We start from the raw sequence: 17708 nt of genomic DNA on the forward strand, positions 1-17708 counted from the left end.
CTCCTCTCAGAGATCCACGTCGCGACCGAGGTTTTGCTCCAGCGCCCGGTCGTAGACCAGCCGGGCCGTCGCGACGTCCTCGAGCGCTATCCCCTGGCTGACGAAGAGCGTCACGTCCTCCGGGCCGCGCCGGCCCCGGATGCGTCCGGCGACGACCTCCGAGAGCTCGTGCACGGCCTCCGGGAAGAGGACGCCGGTGTCCAGCGAGGGAAGGAGGCTCCCGGCTTCTAGTCCGATCTCTTCGCGGGAGTCTATGCACACCAGGCTCGAGCGACGGACCGTGTCGCGGTCGATCTCGCTCTTGTACAGGAAGTTCGAGCCGGCGGCGTTGACGTGGGATCCGGGGGAGAGCCACTCGCCGCGCAGCACCGGCTCGCGGGAGGAGGTGATCGTGACCACGATGTCCTGAGCGGCGGGCTCCTCGGCGGAGGAGACCGGCTCGACCTCGAGGCCCGTCCTCTCGCTCATCCTCTCGGCGAACGCCCGGCGCGACTCCCCGGTTCTGCTGTAGACGACGACGCGCTCCAGATCACGCACGCAGGCTATCGCCTCGAGCTGGGCCTCGGCCTGCCAGCCCGCCCCGTAGATGCCGAGCGTCCTGGCGTCCGGCCGGGCGAGGTACCGGGTGGCCACCGCGCTCGCCGCTCCGGTGCGCATCTGCCCCAGCCGGTCGGCCTGGACGATCGCGAGCAGCTCGCCGGTCGAGGCGTCGAAGAGCATCACGTAGAAGCGTGCCCCGGAGCGCGAGATCGAGTAGGCCTTCAGGCCCATCGACCCCATCTCGGGTGCGCCGGCGAACATCACGTTCAGGCCGCTCGAGGGCGTCATCACCCGGCGGCGGGCGTGGTTCGTCGCCAGGCCCCCGGCCTGCTGCCGGAAGGCCTGCTCGACGGACTCTATCACGCTCGGGAAGTCGAGCACGCTCTCGACGTCGGATTCGGTGAGGAGCAGGGTCAAAGCGCCCCTCCTTCCCCACCTGCTAAAATTCTCCTGGCGATGCGGGTTCTCGTCCTGGACAACTACGACTCCTTTACCTACAACCTCGTGCAGTACCTCGGCGAGCTGGGCGCAGGCGAGGTGGTCGTCCGCCGCAACGACGAGATCTCACCCCGCGAAGCCCTGGCCCTCCATCCGGATAGGATAGTAGTCTCGCCGGGACCGTGCACGCCGGACGATGCCGGGATCTCCGTCGATCTCGTGCGGGAGGCGGCCGGAGAGGGCGTGCCGCTGCTCGGGGTCTGCCTCGGGCACCAGGCGATAGGCCGGGCGTTCGGGGCCGAGGTCGTCCGGGGCGAGCCGGTGCACGGCAAGACCTCGCGCATCCTGCACGACGGCGAGGGGGTCTACCGGGGGCTAGAACAGGGCTTCACCGCGACCCGCTACCACTCACTCGTCATCGAGCCCTCCTCGGTGCCGGGGTGCCTCGTGGTGACCTCGCGCACGGAAGACGGCGTGATCATGGGTGTGCGCCACCGGGGATCCCCCGTGGAGGGTGTCCAGTTCCACCCCGAGAGCGTGCTCACCGGGAGCGGCAGAAGACTCCTCTCGAATTTCCTGTTGGACGATTAGTGCTTCGCGATACGTTGCGCACCCTGGCATCAGGCGGCACCCTCTCCGAGGGGGAGGCCGAGCGGGCGCTCGAGACGGTGATGGAGGGGGTGGCCTCCGAGGCGGCGACCGCGGCGCTCCTCACAGCGCTCAGGTTGCGGGGGGAGACTGTCGACGAGATCGTGGGCTTCGCCCGGGCGATGCGCCGTTTCGCCCAGAAGGTAGAGGCCCCGCCGGAGGTGGTGGACACCTGCGGCACCGGTGGGGATGCGAAGGGCACGATCAACGTCTCCACCGCCGCGGCTTTCGTCGCGTGCGGGGCTGGGGTGAAGGTCGCCAAGCACGGCAACCGGGCCGCGACCAGCCGCTCGGGCTCGGCCGACGTGCTGGAGGCCCTGGGGGCGGAGATAGAGCTCTCCCCGGGGCAGGTCTCGCGCTGCATCGCCGAGACCGGCATCGGGTTCATGTTCGCCCGCACCCACCACCCGGCGATGCGATACGTGGCCCCGGTTCGGGCGGAACTGCCGTTCCGCACGGTCTTCAACCTGCTCGGCCCGCTGACCAACCCGGCCGGGGCGAGGCGTCAGCTCGTCGGGGTCTTCAGCCGCGAATACCTGAGGCCGGTCGCCGAGGCGCTGCTCCGGCTCGGGGCCGAGCGGGCGCTGGTGGTGCACGGCTCGGACGGGATGGACGAGATCACGCTGTGCGGCGAGACGTTCGTCGCCGAGGTCGGAGATGACGGGATAAGGGAGTACGAGATCTCGCCGGAGGACTTCGGGATGGAGGTGCGTGGGCCCGACGCCCTTTTGGGCGGCGACGCCCACCTGAACGCCCGCATCCTGCGCGACGTGCTCTCGGGCGAGGAGAGGGGGGCGGCGCGCGAGGTGATCCTGCTCAACGCCGGCGCCGCTATATACGTCGCCGGGCTCTGTCCGGACCTCGCCTCCGGGGTTCGCATCGCGGCCAAGTCGGTCGACGGAAGGGAGGCGCTCTCGGCGCTCGAGAGCTTCGTGCGCACGACCCGCCGCCTCGCCGGGGGTGTCCTGTGAGGGGTAGCGTCCCGAGCATACTCGGAGCCCTCGCGGAGGTGGCGCGCGAGCGTGCCGCGCAGCTCAGGAGGAGCGCGGACCTGGACATCCTCTACGAGGAGGCGCTGCGCTTCGAGAAGAGGCCCTTCGCCGCCGCGCTCGAGGCCCCCGGCGTCTCGGTGATAGCCGAGGTCAAACGGGCCTCGCCCTCTGCCGGGGACATCCGGGAGCTCGACCCGGCCGGGTGGGCGGAGCGCTACGAGCGGGAGGGGGCGAGATGCCTCTCGGTGCTCACCGAGCCTTCGAGGTTCCGGGGTTCGATGCTCGACCTGGACGCGGCGCGCGAGAGGACGGGCCTGCCGGTTTTGCGCAAGGACTTCACGGTGGACGAGGCGCAGGTCATAGAAGCGGCGACCCGCGCGGATGCGGTGCTCCTCATCGTCGCGCTCTTCAGGGACGCGAAGACGCTCTCGCGTTACGTCTCGCTCGCCGGGGAGCTCGGCCTCGCCGCGCTCGTCGAGGTGCACGACGAGCGGGAGGCCTCTCTCGCGCTCGAGGCCGGGGCCGGGATCGTAGGGGTCAACAACCGCGACCTCAGGGACTTCTCGGTGGATCTCGCGACGACCGAGAGGCTCGCCCCGCTGCTCGGGGACGTCGTGCTGGTCGCCGAGAGCGGGGTGAGGGAGGTCGCCGATGCCCGCCGGCTGCGCGACGCCGGGGCGGACGCGGTGCTCGTCGGCGAGGCGGCGGTGCGCGACCCGTCGCTGGTCCGCAGGATCTCCTCGATGCCGTGGTAGGCGAGGGGCCGCACCCAGGCTTCGTCCACCGCTTCATCGGCGGGAGGGGCGGATCCGGCGTGACGCTGCTCCTGCTGCACGGCACCGGGGGGGACGAGAGCGACCTGATCCCGCTCGGCAGAGAGCTCGCGCCCGGCGCCTCGCTGCTCTCGGTGCGGGGGAAGGTGCTCGAGAACGGCCTGCCGCGCTTCTTCCGGAGGCTCGCCGAGGGGGTCTTCGACCAGGAGGATCTTCGCCTGCGCACGCGCGAGCTCGCCGCCTTCGTCGGGGAGGCCTCCCGGGAGTACGGCTTCGACCCTTCCCGGGTCGTCGCAGTCGGCTACTCCAACGGGGCGAACGTCGCCGCGAGCGTCATGTTGAGATGCCCGCAGACCCTGCGCGCCGCGGTGCTGCTGCGCGCGATGGTCCCCTTCGAGCCGCGGGAGTTGCCGGACCTCTCCAGCCGGAGCGTCTTCCTCTCCGCCGGCAGGTTCGACCCGATGATCCCACGCGGGAGTACCTCCCGGCTCGCGGAGATCCTGCGGGAGGCGGGGGCGGAGGTGGAGCTGCGCTGGCAGGAGGCCGGGCACGGGCTTACTCGCGCCGAGATCGAGGAGGCCGGGGTGTGGCTGCGCGATGGGGTAATATCCCGTATCGAGGGCGAGCGAGAGGGGTGAGCGAGATGCAGCTGGGCGGGATACACCACGTGACGGCGGTCACGGCGAACGCCTCCGGGAACGTCGCTTTCTACACCGGCGTTCTCGGGATGCGGCTCGTCAAGAAGACCGTCAACCAGGACGACGTCTCGGCGTACCACCTGTTCTACGCCGACGAGATCGGACGCCCCGGCACCGAGATGACGTTCTTCGACTGGTCCTTCGCCGCCCCGCATCGGCCCGGAGCGGGCCTCGTCTCGGCGACGGCCTTCCGGGTCTCGGGACGGGAGGCGCTCGGGTGGTGGGCCGAACGCCTCGAGGAGCATGGCATCTCCCCCAGTGAGGTGCGCGAGCGGGAGGGACGGGCGGTGCTCCCGTTCACCGACCCCGAGGGGCAGAGCCTGGAGCTGGTCGACGATACGGGGGGCGGCACCGAGCCCGGCGTGCCGTGGGAGAAGAGCCCGGTGGAGGCCTCGCGCGGCATCCGGGGGATCGAGGGGGTGAGCCTCGCGCTCTCTGAGCTCGGGCCGACGCTGGAGCTGATGACCCGGGTCATGGGTTTCCGCAGGGCGGCGGAGCACACGGAGGACTCTCACCGGGTGGTGACGCTCGAGGTCGGTCCCGGAGGGCCGGGGACTGAGGTGCGGCTGGTCGAACGCCCCGATCTCGCGCGCCACCGCAGGGTGGGTGCTGGTGGCGTGCACCACGTGGCCTTCCGGGCTCCGGACGAGGAAGAGCACGCCGCCTGGCGCGAGAGGCTCGCGCGGGCGGGCCTGGGGGTCACCCCGGTCATAGACCGCTACTACTTCCGTTCGATCTACTTCCGCGAGCCCGGTGGGGTCCTCTTCGAGATCGCGACCGACGGCCCCGGCTTCGCGGTGGACGAGGACCCGGATCACCTGGGCGAGCACCTCTCGCTCCCTCCGTTCCTGGAGCCTCATCGCCGGGAGATAGAGGCGGGGCTCGTCCCGCTCGAGACCGCAGTTCGGAAGGGTGCCTCCTGAGATGGTCCTGGTGAAGATCTGCGGGATCACCGGCGTCGAGGACGCGCTGGCCGCCGCCGGAGCGGGCGCGGACGCCGTCGGGTTCGTCTTCGCCGAGAGCCCGCGACGCGTCGGGGTGGAACGGGCGCGGGAGATCTCCTCCGCGCTGCCCGGCGGCATCCTGAAGGTCGGGGTCTTCGTGAACGAGGAGCCGGGGAGGATCCTCGAGATCGCGGAGTCGGTCGGGCTCGACCTCGCGCAGCTCCACGGCGACGAAGGGCCCGGGGAGATCCAGGAGCTCCGCCGGGGCGACCTCGGTGTGATGAAGGCCATCCGGGTGCGCGACGCCGCCTCCCTCGCGGTGATGGGCTCCTGCCCGGCCGACTTCTTCCTGCTCGACGCGTACGACGGGGTGGCGCGGGGAGGGACCGGGAGGACGTTCGACTGGGAGGTGGCCAACGAGGTGAGGGGCTGTGCTAACATCTTCGTCTCAGGGGGGCTCTCGCCGGAGAACGTGCGGGAGGCGGTCGAGCTCTTCCGCCCGTACGGCGTGGACGCCTCGAGCTCACTCGAGGAGAGGCCCGGCAAGAAGAGTGGTGAGCGCATCCGGAGGTTCGTAGGTGCAGCAAAAGGCTGGCGGTGAAGAGGTGAGGGCCGGGTACTTCGGCCCCTACGGCGGCAGGTACGTGCCGGAGACGCTCATCCACGCGCTGGAGGAGCTCGAGGAGGCCTACGAGCGCTACAGGACCGACCCCGAGTTCGTGGAGGAGCTCGACTCCCTCTCCCGGGACTTCGTCGGCCGGCCGACGCCGCTGATGTTCGCCGCCCGGCTCACCAGGACGTGGGGCGGGGCGAACGTGTGGTTCAAGCGCGAGGATCTGGCGCACACCGGGGCGCACAAGATCAACAACGCCCTCGGTCAGATCCTGCTCGCCGATCGGATGGGCAAGAGGAGGATCATCGCGGAGACCGGGGCGGGCCAGCACGGGGTGGCGACGGCGACGGTGGCGGCCATGTACGGCAAGGAGTGCGTCGTCTACATGGGCGAGAAGGACACCGTCCGCCAGCGGCTCAACGTGGTGCGGATGGAGCTTCTGGGGGCGAAGGTCGCGCCGGTCGGGAGCGGGTCGAAGACGCTCAAGGACGCGGTGAACGAGGCGATAAGGGACTGGGTCACGAACGTCGAGGACACCCACTACATCATCGGGAGCGTGGTGGGGCCGGCCCCCTACCCCAGGATCGTGCGTGACTTCCAGGCGGTCATAGGGCGCGAGATAGAGGTGCAGTCGCGCGAGCGCTTCGGATCGGATCCGGACGCCATCGTGGCCTGCGTCGGGGCGGGCTCGAACGCGATCGGTGCGTTCTACCCGTTCATCGGGCGCGAGAACGTGCGGCTCGTAGGCGTCGAGGCGGCGGGGCGTGGCCTCGCCTCTGGGGAGCACGGGGCGTCGCTGGCCGAGGGGCGGCTCGGGGTGCTGCACGGCGCGAAGAGCTACGTGCTGCAGACCGGGGACGGGCAGGTGCGCGAGGCGCACTCGGTCTCGGCCGGTCTCGACTACCCGGCGACCGGACCCGAGCACGCCTACCTCAAGGACGAGGGTCTCGCCGAGTACGTGAGCGCGACCGACGAGGAGTCGCTCGCCGCCTTCGAGCTGTGCTCGAGGGTGGAGGGGATAATCCCGGCCCTGGAGACGGCGCACGCGATACATTACGCCGAGAAAGTGGCGAAGGAGCTCGGACCGGGGAAGAACCTGGTCGTGAACCTCTCGGGCCGCGGCGACAAGGACGTCGAGGAGGCGGCCAAGGCCCTCGCGGAGCGCGATGGACGGTAGCGGGAAGATAAGGGGGGCCTTCAGGAAGGGCAGGGCGGCGCTCATCCCCTACCTGACGGCCGGTTTCCCGACGCTCGAAGGGGCGCGGGAGGTCGGCGAGGCGTACGTCGAGGCCGGGGCGGACATCGTCGAGATCGGGGTGCCCTTCTCCGACCCGCTCGCGGACGGGCCCGTGATACAGGGGACGACCGCCCGCGCGATCGAGGAGGGGGCGAACCTCGACTACTGCCTCGATCTGGCGCGCGGTCTATCCTCGCGCGTGCCGGTCGTTTTTTTGATCTACTACAACGTGATCTTCGCCCGGGGTGTGGGGCGTTTTCTGGAGGAGGCGGCGGACGCCGGGGTGGCGGGGCTCGTGGTCCCGGACCTGCCGGTGGACGAGTTCGGGGACTTCGGCAGGCTCGCTGCAGAGCGAGGGGTGGCGGTGTGTCCGCTCGCGGCCCCGACCTCGACGGACGAGCGTCTGGAGAAGATAGGCAGGGTCGCGACCGGGTTCGTCTACTGCGTCTCGGTCGCCGGGGTGACCGGCGAGCGGGAGAGGCTTCCAGAAGGGGCGCTCGCGCTGTTGCGGAGGGTGAAGGCGAAGAGCGGGGGTGCTCCCGTGGCGCTCGGGTTCGGGATCAGCTCCGCGGAGGCCGCGGCGGAGGCGGCTGCGGAGGCCGACGGGGTCATCATCGGGAGCCGGCTGATGCGGCTCGTCGAGGAGGGCGGGGCGCGTGCGGCCGGGGAGTGGCTGCGCGGGATCCGGGAGGCTCTCGAGCTCGAGAGGGCGGGGGCCGGCGATTAGGCACTGGCTGAGCAAACGGAGGGAGTACTCCCGCAGCGCCCCCGAGACCGAGAGCGGTCTCGGGCAGATAAACGGTGTCTTCACCAAGTGCAGGGGGTGCAAGAAGCCCGTCTACGAGGAGGACCTCAAGAGCCGCTTCAACGTCTGCCCCAACTGCGACTATCACTATCCGATCTCTGCGCCGGAGAGGATAAAGCTGCTCGCCGACCCGGGTAGCTTCACGGAGATGGCCCGGGAGATGCGGGCGGAGAATCTGCTCTCCTTCGAGGGCTACGAGGGGCAGCTCGAGAAGGCGCGGGAGAAGAGCGGGCTCGGTGAGGCGGTGGTCGCCGGGAGGGCCACTATCGGGGGCAGGCCCGTGGCGCTCGCGGTGATGGACTTCAGGTTCATCGGGGGGTCGATGGGGAGCGTCGTCGGGGAGAAGGTCGCCCTGACGATGGAGGCGGCGCTGGAGGAGGATCTCCCGCTCATCATCGTCTCCTCTTCGGGGGGGGCCAGGATGCAGGAGGGGATCTACTCGCTCATGCAGCTCGCCAAGACGAGCGTCGAGCTGGTCCGCTACACGCGGGAGCGCAAGAAGCCCTACGTCTCGGTCATCACCGACCCGACCTTCGGAGGGGTCACGGCCTCTTTCGCCACCGCGGCCGACGTGATCCTCGCCGAGCCCGGCGCCCGGGTGGGGTTCGCCGGGGCGCGGGTGATCGAAGGTGCGACCAAGGAGAGGCTGCCTGAGGGATTCCAGACCGCCGAGTTCCAGCGCGAGCACGGGATGGTCGACAGGATCGTGCACCGGCTCGAGCTCAGGGAGGATGTGAGGCGTCTTCTGGAGCTTCTCGCATGATCCTCGATTTCGAACGCCCGATAAAGGAGCTCGAGGACCGCATCCTGGAGCTGCAGCGGCTCGCCGGGGAGAGTGAGGAGCTGCAGGATGAGATCTCGAACCTGCAGCGAGCGCTCGAGACGGCTAGAAAACGCATCTACCTCAACCTCACCCCCTACCAGCGGGTTCAGATCTCCCGCCATCCCGAACGGCCGAACTTCCGGACCTACGTCGAGGCGCTGACGGAGGACTTCTACGAGCTCTCCGGAGACCGGCACTACGGGGAGGACGTCGCGGTCTCGGGAGGCCTCGCCCGGCTGAAGGAAGGTGGGCGCCGGGTGGTCCTGGTCGGGAACGACAAGGGCAGGGACGTGAAGAGCCGGGTTCGGACCAACTTCGGGATGGCGCACCCGGAGGGATACCGCAAGCTCCGGCGGCTCTACGCGCTCGCCGCCAGGTTCGGGCTCCCGGTCGTCTCGCTCGTGGATACGCCCGGGGCGTTCGCCGGGCGCGGGGCCGAGGAGAGGGGGCAGGCGTGGGCGATCTCGGAGGATCTTCTCGCGCTCGCCCGCTCGCCGGTGCCCGTCGTCTCGGTGATCACGGGCGAGGGAGGCTCGGGTGGCGCTCTCGCGATGTGCCTGGCGGACTACCTGGGGATACTCGAGAACTCTTACCTCTCGGTGATCGCCCCGGAGTCCTGCGCGTCGATCATCTTCCGGGACCCCTCTCGCGCCGAGGAGGCGGCGGAGGCGATGAGGATCACCGCGGAGGATCTCGCGGAGCACGGGATCGTGGACGAGGTGATCCCGGAACCCCTCGGAGGGGCCCACAAGGATCCTGCTCCGGTCGTCGAGGCGGTGGGGGGTGCGATCGGGCGGGCGCTGGAGAGGCTGGAGGGGATCGACCCCGCCGCGCTCTTCGAGATGCGCTACCGGCGCTACCGGGCGATCGGGGCCCCGAAGTCTCTCGAGGCCGGCAGGAACGGGCACCATACATCCCGCGGGCGCGATTAGCGATGGCTGACCGCCCCGTCTCCGGGTTGCCCTGTGCCCTCGAGTACCGGGCAGAGATCGAACGCCGGATGGGGAGACGTCCCCCGGCGGTCTTCCTCGACTACGACGGGACGCTCACCCCGATCGTCGATAACCCCGAAGAGGCCGTGATCTCCGGGAGCATGCGGGAGGTGGTGCGCTCGCTCGCCCGGCGCTGTCAGGTCTGCGTCGTGAGCGGGCGCGACCGCGGCGTCCTGCAGCGCCTGATGGGCCTCGAGGATCTCGTCGTCGCCGGCAGTCACGGCTTCGACATCTGGAGCCCCGAGAGGGGCGAGATCGGCCACGAGGCTTCAGCCGGGTACGAGGAGCTGATCGGGGAGGTGGAGGGCAGGCTGCGCGAGGAGCTCGGGGGGATCGGGGGCGTCGTGATCGAACCCAAGCGGGCCTCCGTCGCGGTCCACTACCGGCACGTCGCAGCTGAGGAGCGTCCCCGGGTGCGGGAGGTGGTCGATGCTCTCCTCGCTTCGCGTCCCGGGGAGCTGAAGGTGACGCCGGGCAAGATGGTCTACGAGGTGCAGCCGAACCTGGAGTGGGACAAGGGGCGGGCGGTGCTGTACCTGATCCAAACCCTCGGCCTCGAGGATTACTTCCCCATCTACCTGGGGGACGACGTGACGGACGAGGATGCCTTCCGGGCGCTCTCGGGGAGGGGGGTGGGGATCTACGTCGGGGAGCCGGACGACCCGGAGGCCACGGGCAGGACGACCGCGGCGGACTACCTGCTGCGCTCGGTGGACGAGGTGGAAAGGTTCCTGGACTCGCTCGCCCGCTAGCGCGCCACCACGCCGGCTTCTATCCCGGGCGTCCCTTCACCCGCTGCGCCCTTCACCGAGCGCCATCTCCCAGAACCTCCGCTCCAGATCGGCCACCTCCAGGAAGAGGGCGTCGGCCCGTTCGTCGGCCTCTCCGGTCGCGAGCGCCCGGTCTGCGGCCTCCTCGAGCGAGGCGACGAAGTCGGCGAACTCCGGGGTGCTCCAGTGCTCGACGAACTCCCGGTACCCGCAGGCCCCGGGGGAAGCGCCCCGCCACGCCTCGAGATAGGCGCGTTCCATCGCCCAGAGCGCGGTGAGCGCGGCCGGGTATGGCTCGTCGGCGAGGGCGCGCAGGAAGCGCAGGTAGGATTCGGTCGCGCGTTCGGGCCGGGCCGAGAGCGTGAGGTTCCTGCGGCGCGCCTGCTCCTCGAACCAACCCAGCTCCTCCTCCAGGGCGGCGATGCCGGACTCGAGGAGGTTTTGATCCCGGCGCGGAGCGCCCGGGAGGAGGCGGCGGAGAAGACCGAGCTCCCCCTCGACGAACATGTGGTCCTGAACGAGCCACCGCTCGAACGCCCCCTCTGGCAGGGTGCCGTCCCTCACACCTTCGAGGAAGGGGTGGCGGGTCGCGCCCTCCCACGCTCTGCTGTGGTTCCCGATGAGATCGCCCGCTTTCATGTCCGTCCTCCTGCGGTCTTCGCCTCTCGTCCGGTCTGGACTATCGAGACCGGTGTGTTCCCCGAGGGCGTTATCCGGAACGCTCTCACCTCGGGCTCCGTATCCGCGAGGGAGACGATCACGTGCGCCACGTCCGGGTAGAGCGCGAGCCGGCGGTCGCGGGGGGAGGGAGCGGCGGGGGTTCTCGGGTGGGAGTGGTAGGTCCCGAGGAGCTCGAGCCCCAGCCGCCGGACCTCGCGCATCGCCGTGAGCTGTGCCTCCGGCTCCATCTCGAACCGTGTCTCGGGGTTGAGGGAGACGTTCGGGATCGGATAGAGCCGCATCACCCTGCCCGCTTGCCCGGCGAGCAGGCCGCAGACCTCGCGCGGGGCATGCCCGCGGGCTTCTTCGAGGATCTCGCGCAGGATGGTCTCCGGCACCACGAGCTTCATCGCCGCTCCTCGAAACGCAGTGGGGAGAAGGGGGAGAGGTCGACCGCGGGTTGTTCCCCGAGCGCGAGCGCCGAGACCGCATCTCCGGTGATTGGGGCGAGGAGGACCCCGTTGCGGTAGTGCCCGGTGGCGATGAGGAGCCCCTCGGGTTCTCCCGCGGGCCCGATCAACGGCCTTCCGTCGGGGGTTCCGGGCCGGAGTCCTCCCCACGCTCCGGCGAAGGGTCTGCGGGCGAGGTGCGGGAGCAACCCGATGGCGGCCCCGGAGAGGCCGGCGACACCGCCGAGCGTGGGGCGGCGGTCGTGCGTGCCCGGCTCTTCGGTCGCCCCCACGATCACGCGGCCGTCCCGCTTGGGGACCAGGTAGCATTCCTCGTCCCACACGTTGGAGGTGATGGGCGGAGTGGTGGTCTCGACGGAGAGGATCTGCCCTTTCACCGGCGCCACCGGGAGCCGCACCCCGAGGGATCGGGTCAGGGGGCCGCTCGCCACCCCTCCGCAGACGACGACGCTCCCCGCTGCGATCTCCCTCCGGACCGTTCGGACGCCGGCGATCCTGTTTCTCTGGCGTATCAGTCCCGAGGCGGGCTCTCCCTCGGCGACCTCGGCTCTGTTGCGGGCAGCCGCGAGCGCGAGAGCGCGCACGAGCCTGGGGGAGTTCACCTGCCCGTCCTCCGGGAGGTAGAGGGCGCCGGAGATTCCGGCGGAGAGCGCGGGCTCGAGCTCGCGTACCTCTGCTCCGTCCAGCCACCGGGCGGAGAGCCCCGCCTCTCTCTGCCAGCGGAGCGTCTCGGAGAGGCTTTCGGCGTGCGCCTCGGAGAGGGCGACCCGCAGCGTCCCCTCCCAGATGTACTCCGCGTCGAGACCCGTCACCTCGTACAGCTCGGCTCCGAGTTTGCGGTGCATCTTCCGGCTCTCGAGGAGAAGGTCGAGGAAGGGGTCCGGACCGCGGGCTTCGGCCTGGGCGGCGAGCATCCCGGCCGCCGCCCCGGAGGCCCCCGACCCGACCGTCTCCGCCTCCAGCAGGACGACTCTTGCCCCGCGCCGGGCGGCGTGGTAGGCGACGGAGCACCCGACCACGCCGCCCCCGACCACGACGACGTCGGCGGATGGGTTCATCTCAGGAGCCGCTCCCGACCGGCACTCCCCGGGTCGGGCTCGAGGGAGCGGCGAGAGGTTTGGCCTCCATCCGTCCCGCGAGGTACGCCAGACGCCCGGCCTCCACCCCGCGGCGCATCGCTTCGGCCATGAGCGGGGGATCTCCGGCCCGGGCGATGGCGGTGTTGACCAGCACGGCGTCGGCGCCGAGCTCCATCGCGAGGGCGGCGTCGGAGGGAACGCCTATCCCGGCGTCCACTACGACCGGGACCGAGACCCGCTCGACTATGCGGCGGATGGAGGCCCAATCGGGCATGCCCTGCCCGCTGCCGATGGGCGAGGCCAGGGGCATCACGGTTGCCGCCCCGGCCTCCTCGAGCCGGAGGGCGGCGACGAGGTCCGGGCTGGTGTAGGGGAGGACGACGAAGCCCTCTTCCACGAGCACCTTCGTGGCCTCGACGGTCGCGGCGGTGTCGGGCCAGAGCGTGCTGGGCTCGCCCACGACCTCCAGCTTGAGCCAGTTGGTGCCGGTGGCCTCGCGGCCGAGGCGGGCGAGCTTGACCGCCTCGGCGACGGTCGTGGCCCCGGCGGTGTTCGGCAGCAGGCGGTAACGGGAGGTGTCGATGTCATGCAGGATCGGACGCTCCCCGGCGTCTATGTAGCGGACGGCGACGGTGACCAGCTCGGTGCCGGACCTCTCGAGCGCCTGTTTCATCGTCTCGGGGTCCGGGTACTTGCCGGTGCCGAGGAAGAGGCGCGAGGAGAGACGCTCCCCGGCGATCACGAGCTCGTCGCTACCTCCCGCGACGGCGTAAACGAGCTCGACCTCGTCACCATCCCGCAGACGCCGGCTCTTCCATTCTTCGCGGTGCACGATCTCGCCGCCCACCGCGACGACGACGGACTCACCGGTGAGGCCCTTGCGGGCGAGCAGGGCTTCGATGGTCGGGTCTTCTTCTTCCTCCATCTCGAAGGGCTTCTGGTTCACCGTGATCCTCATCGGGCTCCTTTCTTCTCGGGTTTCGGGAAGGGATACCTGGGGGCGTGGGGAGAGGTTTCGAGCACCTCCCTGATCTTCTCCGCGGCGGATCGGGGGTCTTCTGCGGCGAGGATGGCGGAGATCACCGCAACCCCGGCGGCGCCCGTCGCCGCGACCTCCCGCGCGTTGGATGCGTCTATCCCTCCGATGGCGAGGACCGGCACCTCCACGGCTTCCACGACCCGCGCGAGCTCCCGCACGCCACGTGGAGGGAGCCCTGGCTTGGAGGAGGTGGGGTAGACGTGCCCGAAGGTGAGGTAGTCTGCCGCGACCTCTGCTCTTCTCGCCTCCTCTACGCCGTGCACCGAGACGCCGAGCAGGAGTCTTCCTCCCACGACGCTTCTGGCCGCCTCTGGCGGGAGGCTCTTGGCAGCCAGGTGGACTCCATCGGCACCCGTCGCGAGCGCTACGTCGGCCCGGTCGTTTATGAGGAGGAGGGCGTCTGTATTGTGTACCGCTGGAGAGACGTCCAGCGCCGTTTCGTAGAGGTGGAGCGCCGGCCCTCCCTTCTCGCGCAGCTGGACGGCGTCGATGCCGCCTTCGAGGGCAGCGACGAGCACGTCCTTCAAAGGCCGGGACGATCTTCTGCGGTCGGTTATGAGGTGTATCTGGAAAAGGTGCTCCAGAACTTGCTGCCTCCCTCGGCGACGGCACGAAAACCGCCAGCCGCTTTTCGGGGAGGCGCGGCGGCAGCGCCAGTTCCGCTGCCCCTATCCACGCTTCCCTCCGCCGGTGCTGACCGGATCAGGTTCCAAGGGTATGCTCTCAGCCCCTGCGCGAGGCACCCCTAGCGTTCACGGGGCAGTTTAGCACGACTGGGCATCTCTTGGCCGGGTTTGATGTATGACTTAAAATTTATGCGATGCGTGAAGCGTCTTCCCCCTGCACGACTTCGGACGGCCGTGGTGCGCCCGGAGCTGTCTTCGCCCCGGGCGGCCCGAAGGTCGTGGACGGGGCTGTGGACGAGCCCGAGGGGAGGGCGCCACCGCACCACCCTCCACCCGTCTTCTGCGAGCGAGCGCTTCTCTCTCGCTGACTTCCCGGCGCAGGGACGTCGCAGGTTCCTGCGCCGCCCGGAGTGGATCTCTCGTGATGGAAGGAGGTGGTGGTGCGCTTTTCTCTCGTTACGCCGACCCTCGGCCGGGAGAAGGAACTCGAACGCCTGCTGGACTCTTTGCTCGAACAGAGCTTCGACGACTTCGAGGTCATCCTCGTAGACCAGAACCCGGACGGGAGGCTGGATCCGCTGGTCTCTCGCTACCGGGATGTCCTGCGCCTGCACCACCTGAGGTCGCCGCGCCGCGGCGCCTCGAGGGCCAGGAATACCGGTCTCGCCCGCTGCCGGGGTGAGATCGTCGCGTTCCCGGACGACGACTGCTGGTACCCGCGCGATCTTTTGGAGAGGGTGGACCGCTTCTTCACCCGGCACCCGGAAGTAGACGCCCTGTGCACCAGGCTCGTCGACGGAGGGGGTGCCTCCTGCATCCTCGACTTCGATACCGAACCCGGTCCGATCGACCGCATCAACGTCTGGAGGCGCAGCATCGAGTCGACGATGTTCCTGCGCCGGGAGAGTACCCGCCGCCTCTGGTTCGACGAGAGCCTGGGCACCGGGTCCGGGACCCCGTGGGGCTCCGGGGAGGGAACGGACTACCTCTTGCAGCTCATGGATCGCGGTGCATCATTGTATTACGACCCTGAGATCATCGTCATGCACGACCCACCGGTACCGCCTTTCGACGAGCGGGCGATGAGGCGCGCGTACACCTACGGGTGTGGTATGGGGAGGGTCTTGAAGAAGCACAAGTACCCCGCCGGGGCGAAGCTGCGGTTGCTCGGTGCGCCGCTCGGGCAGGCGCTCCGCTCCGCGGCCGGCGCGAAGGTCGGCGCGGCCCGCTACCATCTGAGGGTCTTCGGCGGGCGGGCGAGGGGCATGATGTAGGGGCCGGGCGCCGAAGCGCCCGGCCCCTACGTTCCGGAAGCGTTCTCTAGCCGAAGAAGGTGCTCAGGACCTGCTGCAGATCTTCGGGGACGGTCCTGGTCTCGGAGGTTGCCTCCTCGAGCGAGACGGTCACCACGTCGTTTCCGCGCAGGGCGACCATCTTCCCCCACTCACCGTTCTTCACGGCCTCGGCGGCGCGCAGCCCGTAGCGGGTTGAGAGGATGCGGTCGTAGGCGGTCGGGGTGCCGCCGCGCTGCAGGTGCCCCAGGACGACGTGGCGGGTGTCTATCCCGGTGCGCTGTTTCAGCTCCTTGGCGAGGGTCTCCGCGATGCCTCCGAGGCGGACGTGTCCGAACTCGTCGCGCTCGACGTCCTGGGTTATGTACTCCTCGCCGAGTGTCACCCCCTCGGAGACGGCGACGATGCCCCACTTCTCGCCGCGCTCGGCGCGCTTCCTGAACAGGTCCGCGACCGCGTCCATGTCCACCTCGACCTCGGGGATGAGCGTGACGTTCGCTCCGGAAGCGAGGCCTGCGCCGTAGGTGATCCAACCGGCGTGCCGGCCCATCACCTCGACGACGATGATCCGCTCGTGGCTCTTCGCGGTGGTCCTTATGCGGTCTATGGCCTCGGTGGCGATCGAGACGGCGGTGTCGTATCCGAAGGTCGTGTCGGTCGCCGAGAGGTCGTTGTCTATGGTCTTCGGGCACCCAACGACCCTGACCCCGAAGTCCTCGTGCAGCCTCCTCGCCACGCCTAAAGTGTCGTCGCCGCCGATGGCGACCAGGGCGTCTATCCCGAAGCGCTCCATGTTATCGACGACCTTCTTCGCGTCACCCTCGTTCTTGTAGGGGTTGGTGCGCGAGGAGAGGAGGATCGTGCCGCCCTCCTGGAGGATGTAACGCACGTCCTCCACGCCGAGCTTCACGACCGAGTCATCTTCGGGAGCCAGCAGCCCCTTCCATCCGCGCTTGATCCCGACCACCTCGTAGCCGTACTCTCCGGCGCAGCGGGTCGTGACCGCCCGGATCACGCCGTTGAGTCCCGGCGCGTCGCCCCCTCCAGTGAGCATCCCGACCCTGCGAACCTCGCTCATGCCTTCATCCTCCTTGGGATCTACCTCGAACGCGACTTGGAACCCAGTCTAGCAAATATGAACCCCGCAGCAGACGGCAGACGGGCCCGGCGCTCCGTAGGGGGAGGGTTGGAGCGTAGCGCCGGACCCCGGCTTGATGGTCGGCTTCCCCGGTGGGCTTTGGAACAGGCCCTGAAACCACGGGGAGCCTTTTGGAAGTCTATTGTCTGCCAGGGGGTTTGGAAAGGAGGAATTGTCAAGGCCGCCCCTAATCCGTACGAAAGTATGCATCCGGTATTAGGACCAGGTGTGGGGACTCCCTTCGAGACGGGGCGGTTCTCCCCGCTCTGATCTCCTTTGGCCCTGGCGTATTCCTCCGGAGGCCTGGTCGACAGCGCTGCGGCGAATCTGCGGCTTTACCCCACTGTGTGGTTATACGAAGCACCCGAACTGCAATGGTTGTGTCGCAGGCTATGTTTGACAGTTGTCCTGCTGGCTCTGACCCGCGAGGCGGACGAAGTCTTCGCCTGCCGGTAAAGTTGCACGATTCTCCGGTTCACCGTGTCGCCGGCCGCTTGCCTTCCCGCGAGGTATACCTCGATTTGTAGCCCGTTGCTTGCTGTTTGGGTGGTGTGATTGTTAAACTGATCGAAGTGGCCGCCAGACGAGTGACGAGAGAACACCTGACCCCCCCCGATCTTCCGGATTGGAGTGATGCGTTCTCACAGGTCGTGGTCTCGCGGATGGGCTCCATACGAGCGATCCATGTATCGGGCCAGGTCGCCGTCGATGCGGAGAAGAATGTCGTCGGGCGGGGAGATCTGGGGCGGCAGGCGGAGGTGGCGCTGGAAAACCTCGGGAGGGCGCTCGCTGCAGCTGGAGCGACGATGGGCGACGTCGTGAAGCTTGGCATCTACATCAAGGACTACAGCCCGGATCAGGCGGTCATCGTGGGCGATGCCCTGCGGCGCAGATTCGAGCGGGGGCGGATGCCGGCGAGCACGTGGCTGGGTGTATCGACGCTCGCGCTCGATGATCTCCTCATCGAGATCGAGGCGGTGGCGATCACGGACGCGGGAGAAGGGGCGTAGCCCGCGGCACGATCCGCCAAGCGGCCGCACCAGCCCGGTGAGCCGGGGATGTGACGCTGAAAGCGACCCTCATTTGAATGCCTGGAGCATGTCTGGGGGGCTTGATCCCGGGACCTTCCCG

The 17708-nt window shown here is 69.3% G+C and carries 20 protein-coding genes and 1 riboswitch; of the genes, 13 read left to right on the forward strand and 7 right to left on the reverse strand.

The features are described 5' to 3' along the window. Positions 1-6: 6 nt before the first annotated feature. Entirely contained in the window at positions 7-957 is a 951-nt protein-coding gene (locus tag PJB24_RS00965; protein ID WP_273841706.1) for an ornithine cyclodeaminase family protein, read from the reverse strand. Between the two features lie 39 nt (positions 958-996). On the opposite strand from PJB24_RS00965, the gene PJB24_RS00970 reads away from it, so the two are divergent. The 11 genes from PJB24_RS00970 to otsB are packed head-to-tail and all read left to right on the forward strand — an operon-like array spanning position 997 to position 10255. After that, positions 997-1569: an anthranilate synthase component II gene (locus PJB24_RS00970; protein ID WP_273841707.1), complete on the forward strand. Its 573-nt coding sequence runs from the start codon at positions 997-999 to the stop codon at positions 1567-1569. Then, positions 1569-2597 carry an anthranilate phosphoribosyltransferase gene (gene trpD / locus PJB24_RS00975; protein WP_420541853.1) on the forward strand — a complete coding sequence of 343 codons (1029 nt, stop codon included), beginning with the start codon at positions 1569-1571 and terminating at the stop codon, positions 2595-2597. Before PJB24_RS00970 ends, trpD begins: the two co-directional genes overlap by 1 nt. Next, a complete protein-coding gene (locus PJB24_RS00980; protein ID WP_273841712.1) occupies positions 2594-3373 on the forward strand; it encodes an indole-3-glycerol phosphate synthase TrpC in 780 nt (259 codons plus the stop codon). Before trpD ends, PJB24_RS00980 begins: the two co-directional genes overlap by 4 nt. Further along, positions 3367-4029, forward strand: coding sequence for an alpha/beta hydrolase (locus PJB24_RS00985; RefSeq protein WP_273841714.1), 663 nt, complete (start codon positions 3367-3369; stop codon positions 4027-4029). The genes PJB24_RS00980 and PJB24_RS00985 overlap by 7 nt, the downstream gene beginning before the upstream one ends. A 5-nt stretch (positions 4030-4034) precedes the next feature. Then, positions 4035-5012: a ring-cleaving dioxygenase gene (locus tag PJB24_RS00990; protein ID WP_273842033.1), complete on the forward strand. Its 978-nt coding sequence runs from the start codon at positions 4035-4037 to the stop codon at positions 5010-5012. A 1-nt stretch (position 5013) separates the two neighbouring features. Next, positions 5014-5634: a phosphoribosylanthranilate isomerase gene (locus PJB24_RS00995; RefSeq protein ID WP_273841716.1), complete on the forward strand. Its 621-nt coding sequence runs from the start codon at positions 5014-5016 to the stop codon at positions 5632-5634. After that, the gene (trpB, locus tag PJB24_RS01000) at positions 5612-6823 is read left to right on the forward strand and encodes a tryptophan synthase subunit beta (protein WP_273841718.1); all 1212 of its coding nucleotides are present in this window, start codon (positions 5612-5614) and stop codon (positions 6821-6823) included. The genes PJB24_RS00995 and trpB overlap by 23 nt, the downstream gene beginning before the upstream one ends. Beyond that, positions 6813-7610: a tryptophan synthase subunit alpha gene (gene trpA / locus PJB24_RS01005; RefSeq protein WP_273841721.1), complete on the forward strand. Its 798-nt coding sequence runs from the start codon at positions 6813-6815 to the stop codon at positions 7608-7610. The genes trpB and trpA overlap by 11 nt, the downstream gene beginning before the upstream one ends. Further along, positions 7606-8451, forward strand: a complete 846-nt coding sequence (gene accD, locus PJB24_RS01010) for an acetyl-CoA carboxylase, carboxyltransferase subunit beta (protein WP_420541862.1) — start codon at positions 7606-7608, stop codon at positions 8449-8451. The genes trpA and accD overlap by 5 nt, the downstream gene beginning before the upstream one ends. After that, a complete protein-coding gene (locus PJB24_RS01015) occupies positions 8448-9443 on the forward strand; it encodes an acetyl-CoA carboxylase carboxyltransferase subunit alpha (RefSeq protein ID WP_273841724.1) in 996 nt (331 codons plus the stop codon). The genes accD and PJB24_RS01015 overlap by 4 nt, the downstream gene beginning before the upstream one ends. 2 nt (positions 9444-9445) lie before the next feature. Next, a complete protein-coding gene (gene otsB / locus PJB24_RS01020) occupies positions 9446-10255 on the forward strand; it encodes a trehalose-phosphatase (protein ID WP_273841726.1) in 810 nt (269 codons plus the stop codon). Between the two features lie 36 nt (positions 10256-10291). Here the strand turns inward: otsB and PJB24_RS01025 are convergent, their stop codons facing one another. The 5 genes from PJB24_RS01025 to thiE are packed head-to-tail and all read right to left on the reverse strand — an operon-like array spanning position 10292 to position 14039. After that, a complete protein-coding gene (locus PJB24_RS01025) occupies positions 10292-10912 on the reverse strand; it encodes a thiaminase II/PqqC family protein (RefSeq protein WP_273841728.1) in 621 nt (206 codons plus the stop codon). Then, positions 10909-11343 carry a M67 family metallopeptidase gene (locus PJB24_RS01030; protein WP_273841729.1) on the reverse strand — a complete coding sequence of 145 codons (435 nt, stop codon included), beginning with the start codon at positions 11341-11343 and terminating at the stop codon, positions 10909-10911. The genes PJB24_RS01025 and PJB24_RS01030 overlap by 4 nt, the downstream gene beginning before the upstream one ends. Continuing rightward, complete coding sequence (gene thiO, locus PJB24_RS01035) at positions 11340-12461, reverse strand: glycine oxidase ThiO (RefSeq protein WP_273841732.1); 1122 nt, start codon at positions 12459-12461, stop codon at positions 11340-11342. The genes PJB24_RS01030 and thiO overlap by 4 nt, the downstream gene beginning before the upstream one ends. Before the next feature lies 1 nt (position 12462). Beyond that, on the reverse strand, positions 12463-13440 hold the full coding sequence (gene thiS / locus PJB24_RS01040) for a sulfur carrier protein ThiS (RefSeq protein WP_273841734.1): 978 nt from the start codon (positions 13438-13440) through the stop codon (positions 12463-12465). Further along, a complete protein-coding gene (thiE, locus tag PJB24_RS01045) occupies positions 13437-14039 on the reverse strand; it encodes a thiamine phosphate synthase (RefSeq protein ID WP_273842036.1) in 603 nt (200 codons plus the stop codon). The genes thiS and thiE overlap by 4 nt, the downstream gene beginning before the upstream one ends. A gap of 144 nt (positions 14040-14183) precedes the next feature. Beyond that, positions 14184-14278: riboswitch (TPP riboswitch) on the reverse strand. Between the two features lie 309 nt (positions 14279-14587). Between thiE and PJB24_RS01050 the strand changes: the two genes are divergently transcribed. Continuing rightward, positions 14588-15421, forward strand: a complete 834-nt coding sequence (locus PJB24_RS01050) for a glycosyltransferase family 2 protein (RefSeq protein ID WP_273841736.1) — start codon at positions 14588-14590, stop codon at positions 15419-15421. Between the two features lie 46 nt (positions 15422-15467). On the opposite strand, the gene PJB24_RS01055 is transcribed toward PJB24_RS01050, so the two are convergent. Beyond that, positions 15468-16517, reverse strand: coding sequence for a 6-phosphofructokinase (locus PJB24_RS01055; RefSeq protein WP_273841738.1), 1050 nt, complete (start codon positions 16515-16517; stop codon positions 15468-15470). A 647-nt stretch (positions 16518-17164) separates the two neighbouring features. On the opposite strand from PJB24_RS01055, the gene PJB24_RS01060 reads away from it, so the two are divergent. Further along, positions 17165-17587, forward strand: coding sequence for a RidA family protein (locus PJB24_RS01060; RefSeq protein WP_273841740.1), 423 nt, complete (start codon positions 17165-17167; stop codon positions 17585-17587). Positions 17588-17708 lie beyond the last annotated feature (121 nt).

Source organism: Rubrobacter calidifluminis (genome assembly GCF_028617075.1).
GTDB classification, from domain to species: domain Bacteria; phylum Actinomycetota; class Rubrobacteria; order Rubrobacterales; family Rubrobacteraceae; genus Rubrobacter_E; species Rubrobacter_E calidifluminis.

Excerpts from the sequence above, each read along its gene's own strand:
- otsB (WP_273841726.1), top strand. The coding sequence starts at position 9,446 with ATGGCTGACCGCCCCGTCTCCGGGTTGCCCTGTGCCCTCGAGTACCGG.
- PJB24_RS00995 (WP_273841716.1), top strand. The coding sequence starts at position 5,014 with ATGGTCCTGGTGAAGATCTGCGGGATCACCGGCGTCGAGGACGCGCTG.
- thiS (WP_273841734.1), bottom strand. The coding sequence starts at position 13,440 with ATGAGGATCACGGTGAACCAGAAGCCCTTCGAGATGGAGGAAGAAGAA.
- thiO (WP_273841732.1), bottom strand. The coding sequence starts at position 12,461 with ATGAACCCATCCGCCGACGTCGTCGTGGTCGGGGGCGGCGTGGTCGGG.
- PJB24_RS00990 (WP_273842033.1), top strand. The coding sequence starts at position 4,035 with ATGCAGCTGGGCGGGATACACCACGTGACGGCGGTCACGGCGAACGCC.
- PJB24_RS00970 (WP_273841707.1), top strand. The coding sequence starts at position 997 with ATGCGGGTTCTCGTCCTGGACAACTACGACTCCTTTACCTACAACCTC.
- PJB24_RS01055 (WP_273841738.1), bottom strand. The coding sequence starts at position 16,517 with ATGAGCGAGGTTCGCAGGGTCGGGATGCTCACTGGAGGGGGCGACGCG.
- PJB24_RS01025 (WP_273841728.1), bottom strand. The coding sequence starts at position 10,912 with ATGAAAGCGGGCGATCTCATCGGGAACCACAGCAGAGCGTGGGAGGGC.
- PJB24_RS01015 (WP_273841724.1), top strand. The coding sequence starts at position 8,448 with ATGATCCTCGATTTCGAACGCCCGATAAAGGAGCTCGAGGACCGCATC.
- PJB24_RS01030 (WP_273841729.1), bottom strand. The coding sequence starts at position 11,343 with ATGAAGCTCGTGGTGCCGGAGACCATCCTGCGCGAGATCCTCGAAGAA.
- trpA (WP_273841721.1), top strand. The coding sequence starts at position 6,813 with ATGGACGGTAGCGGGAAGATAAGGGGGGCCTTCAGGAAGGGCAGGGCG.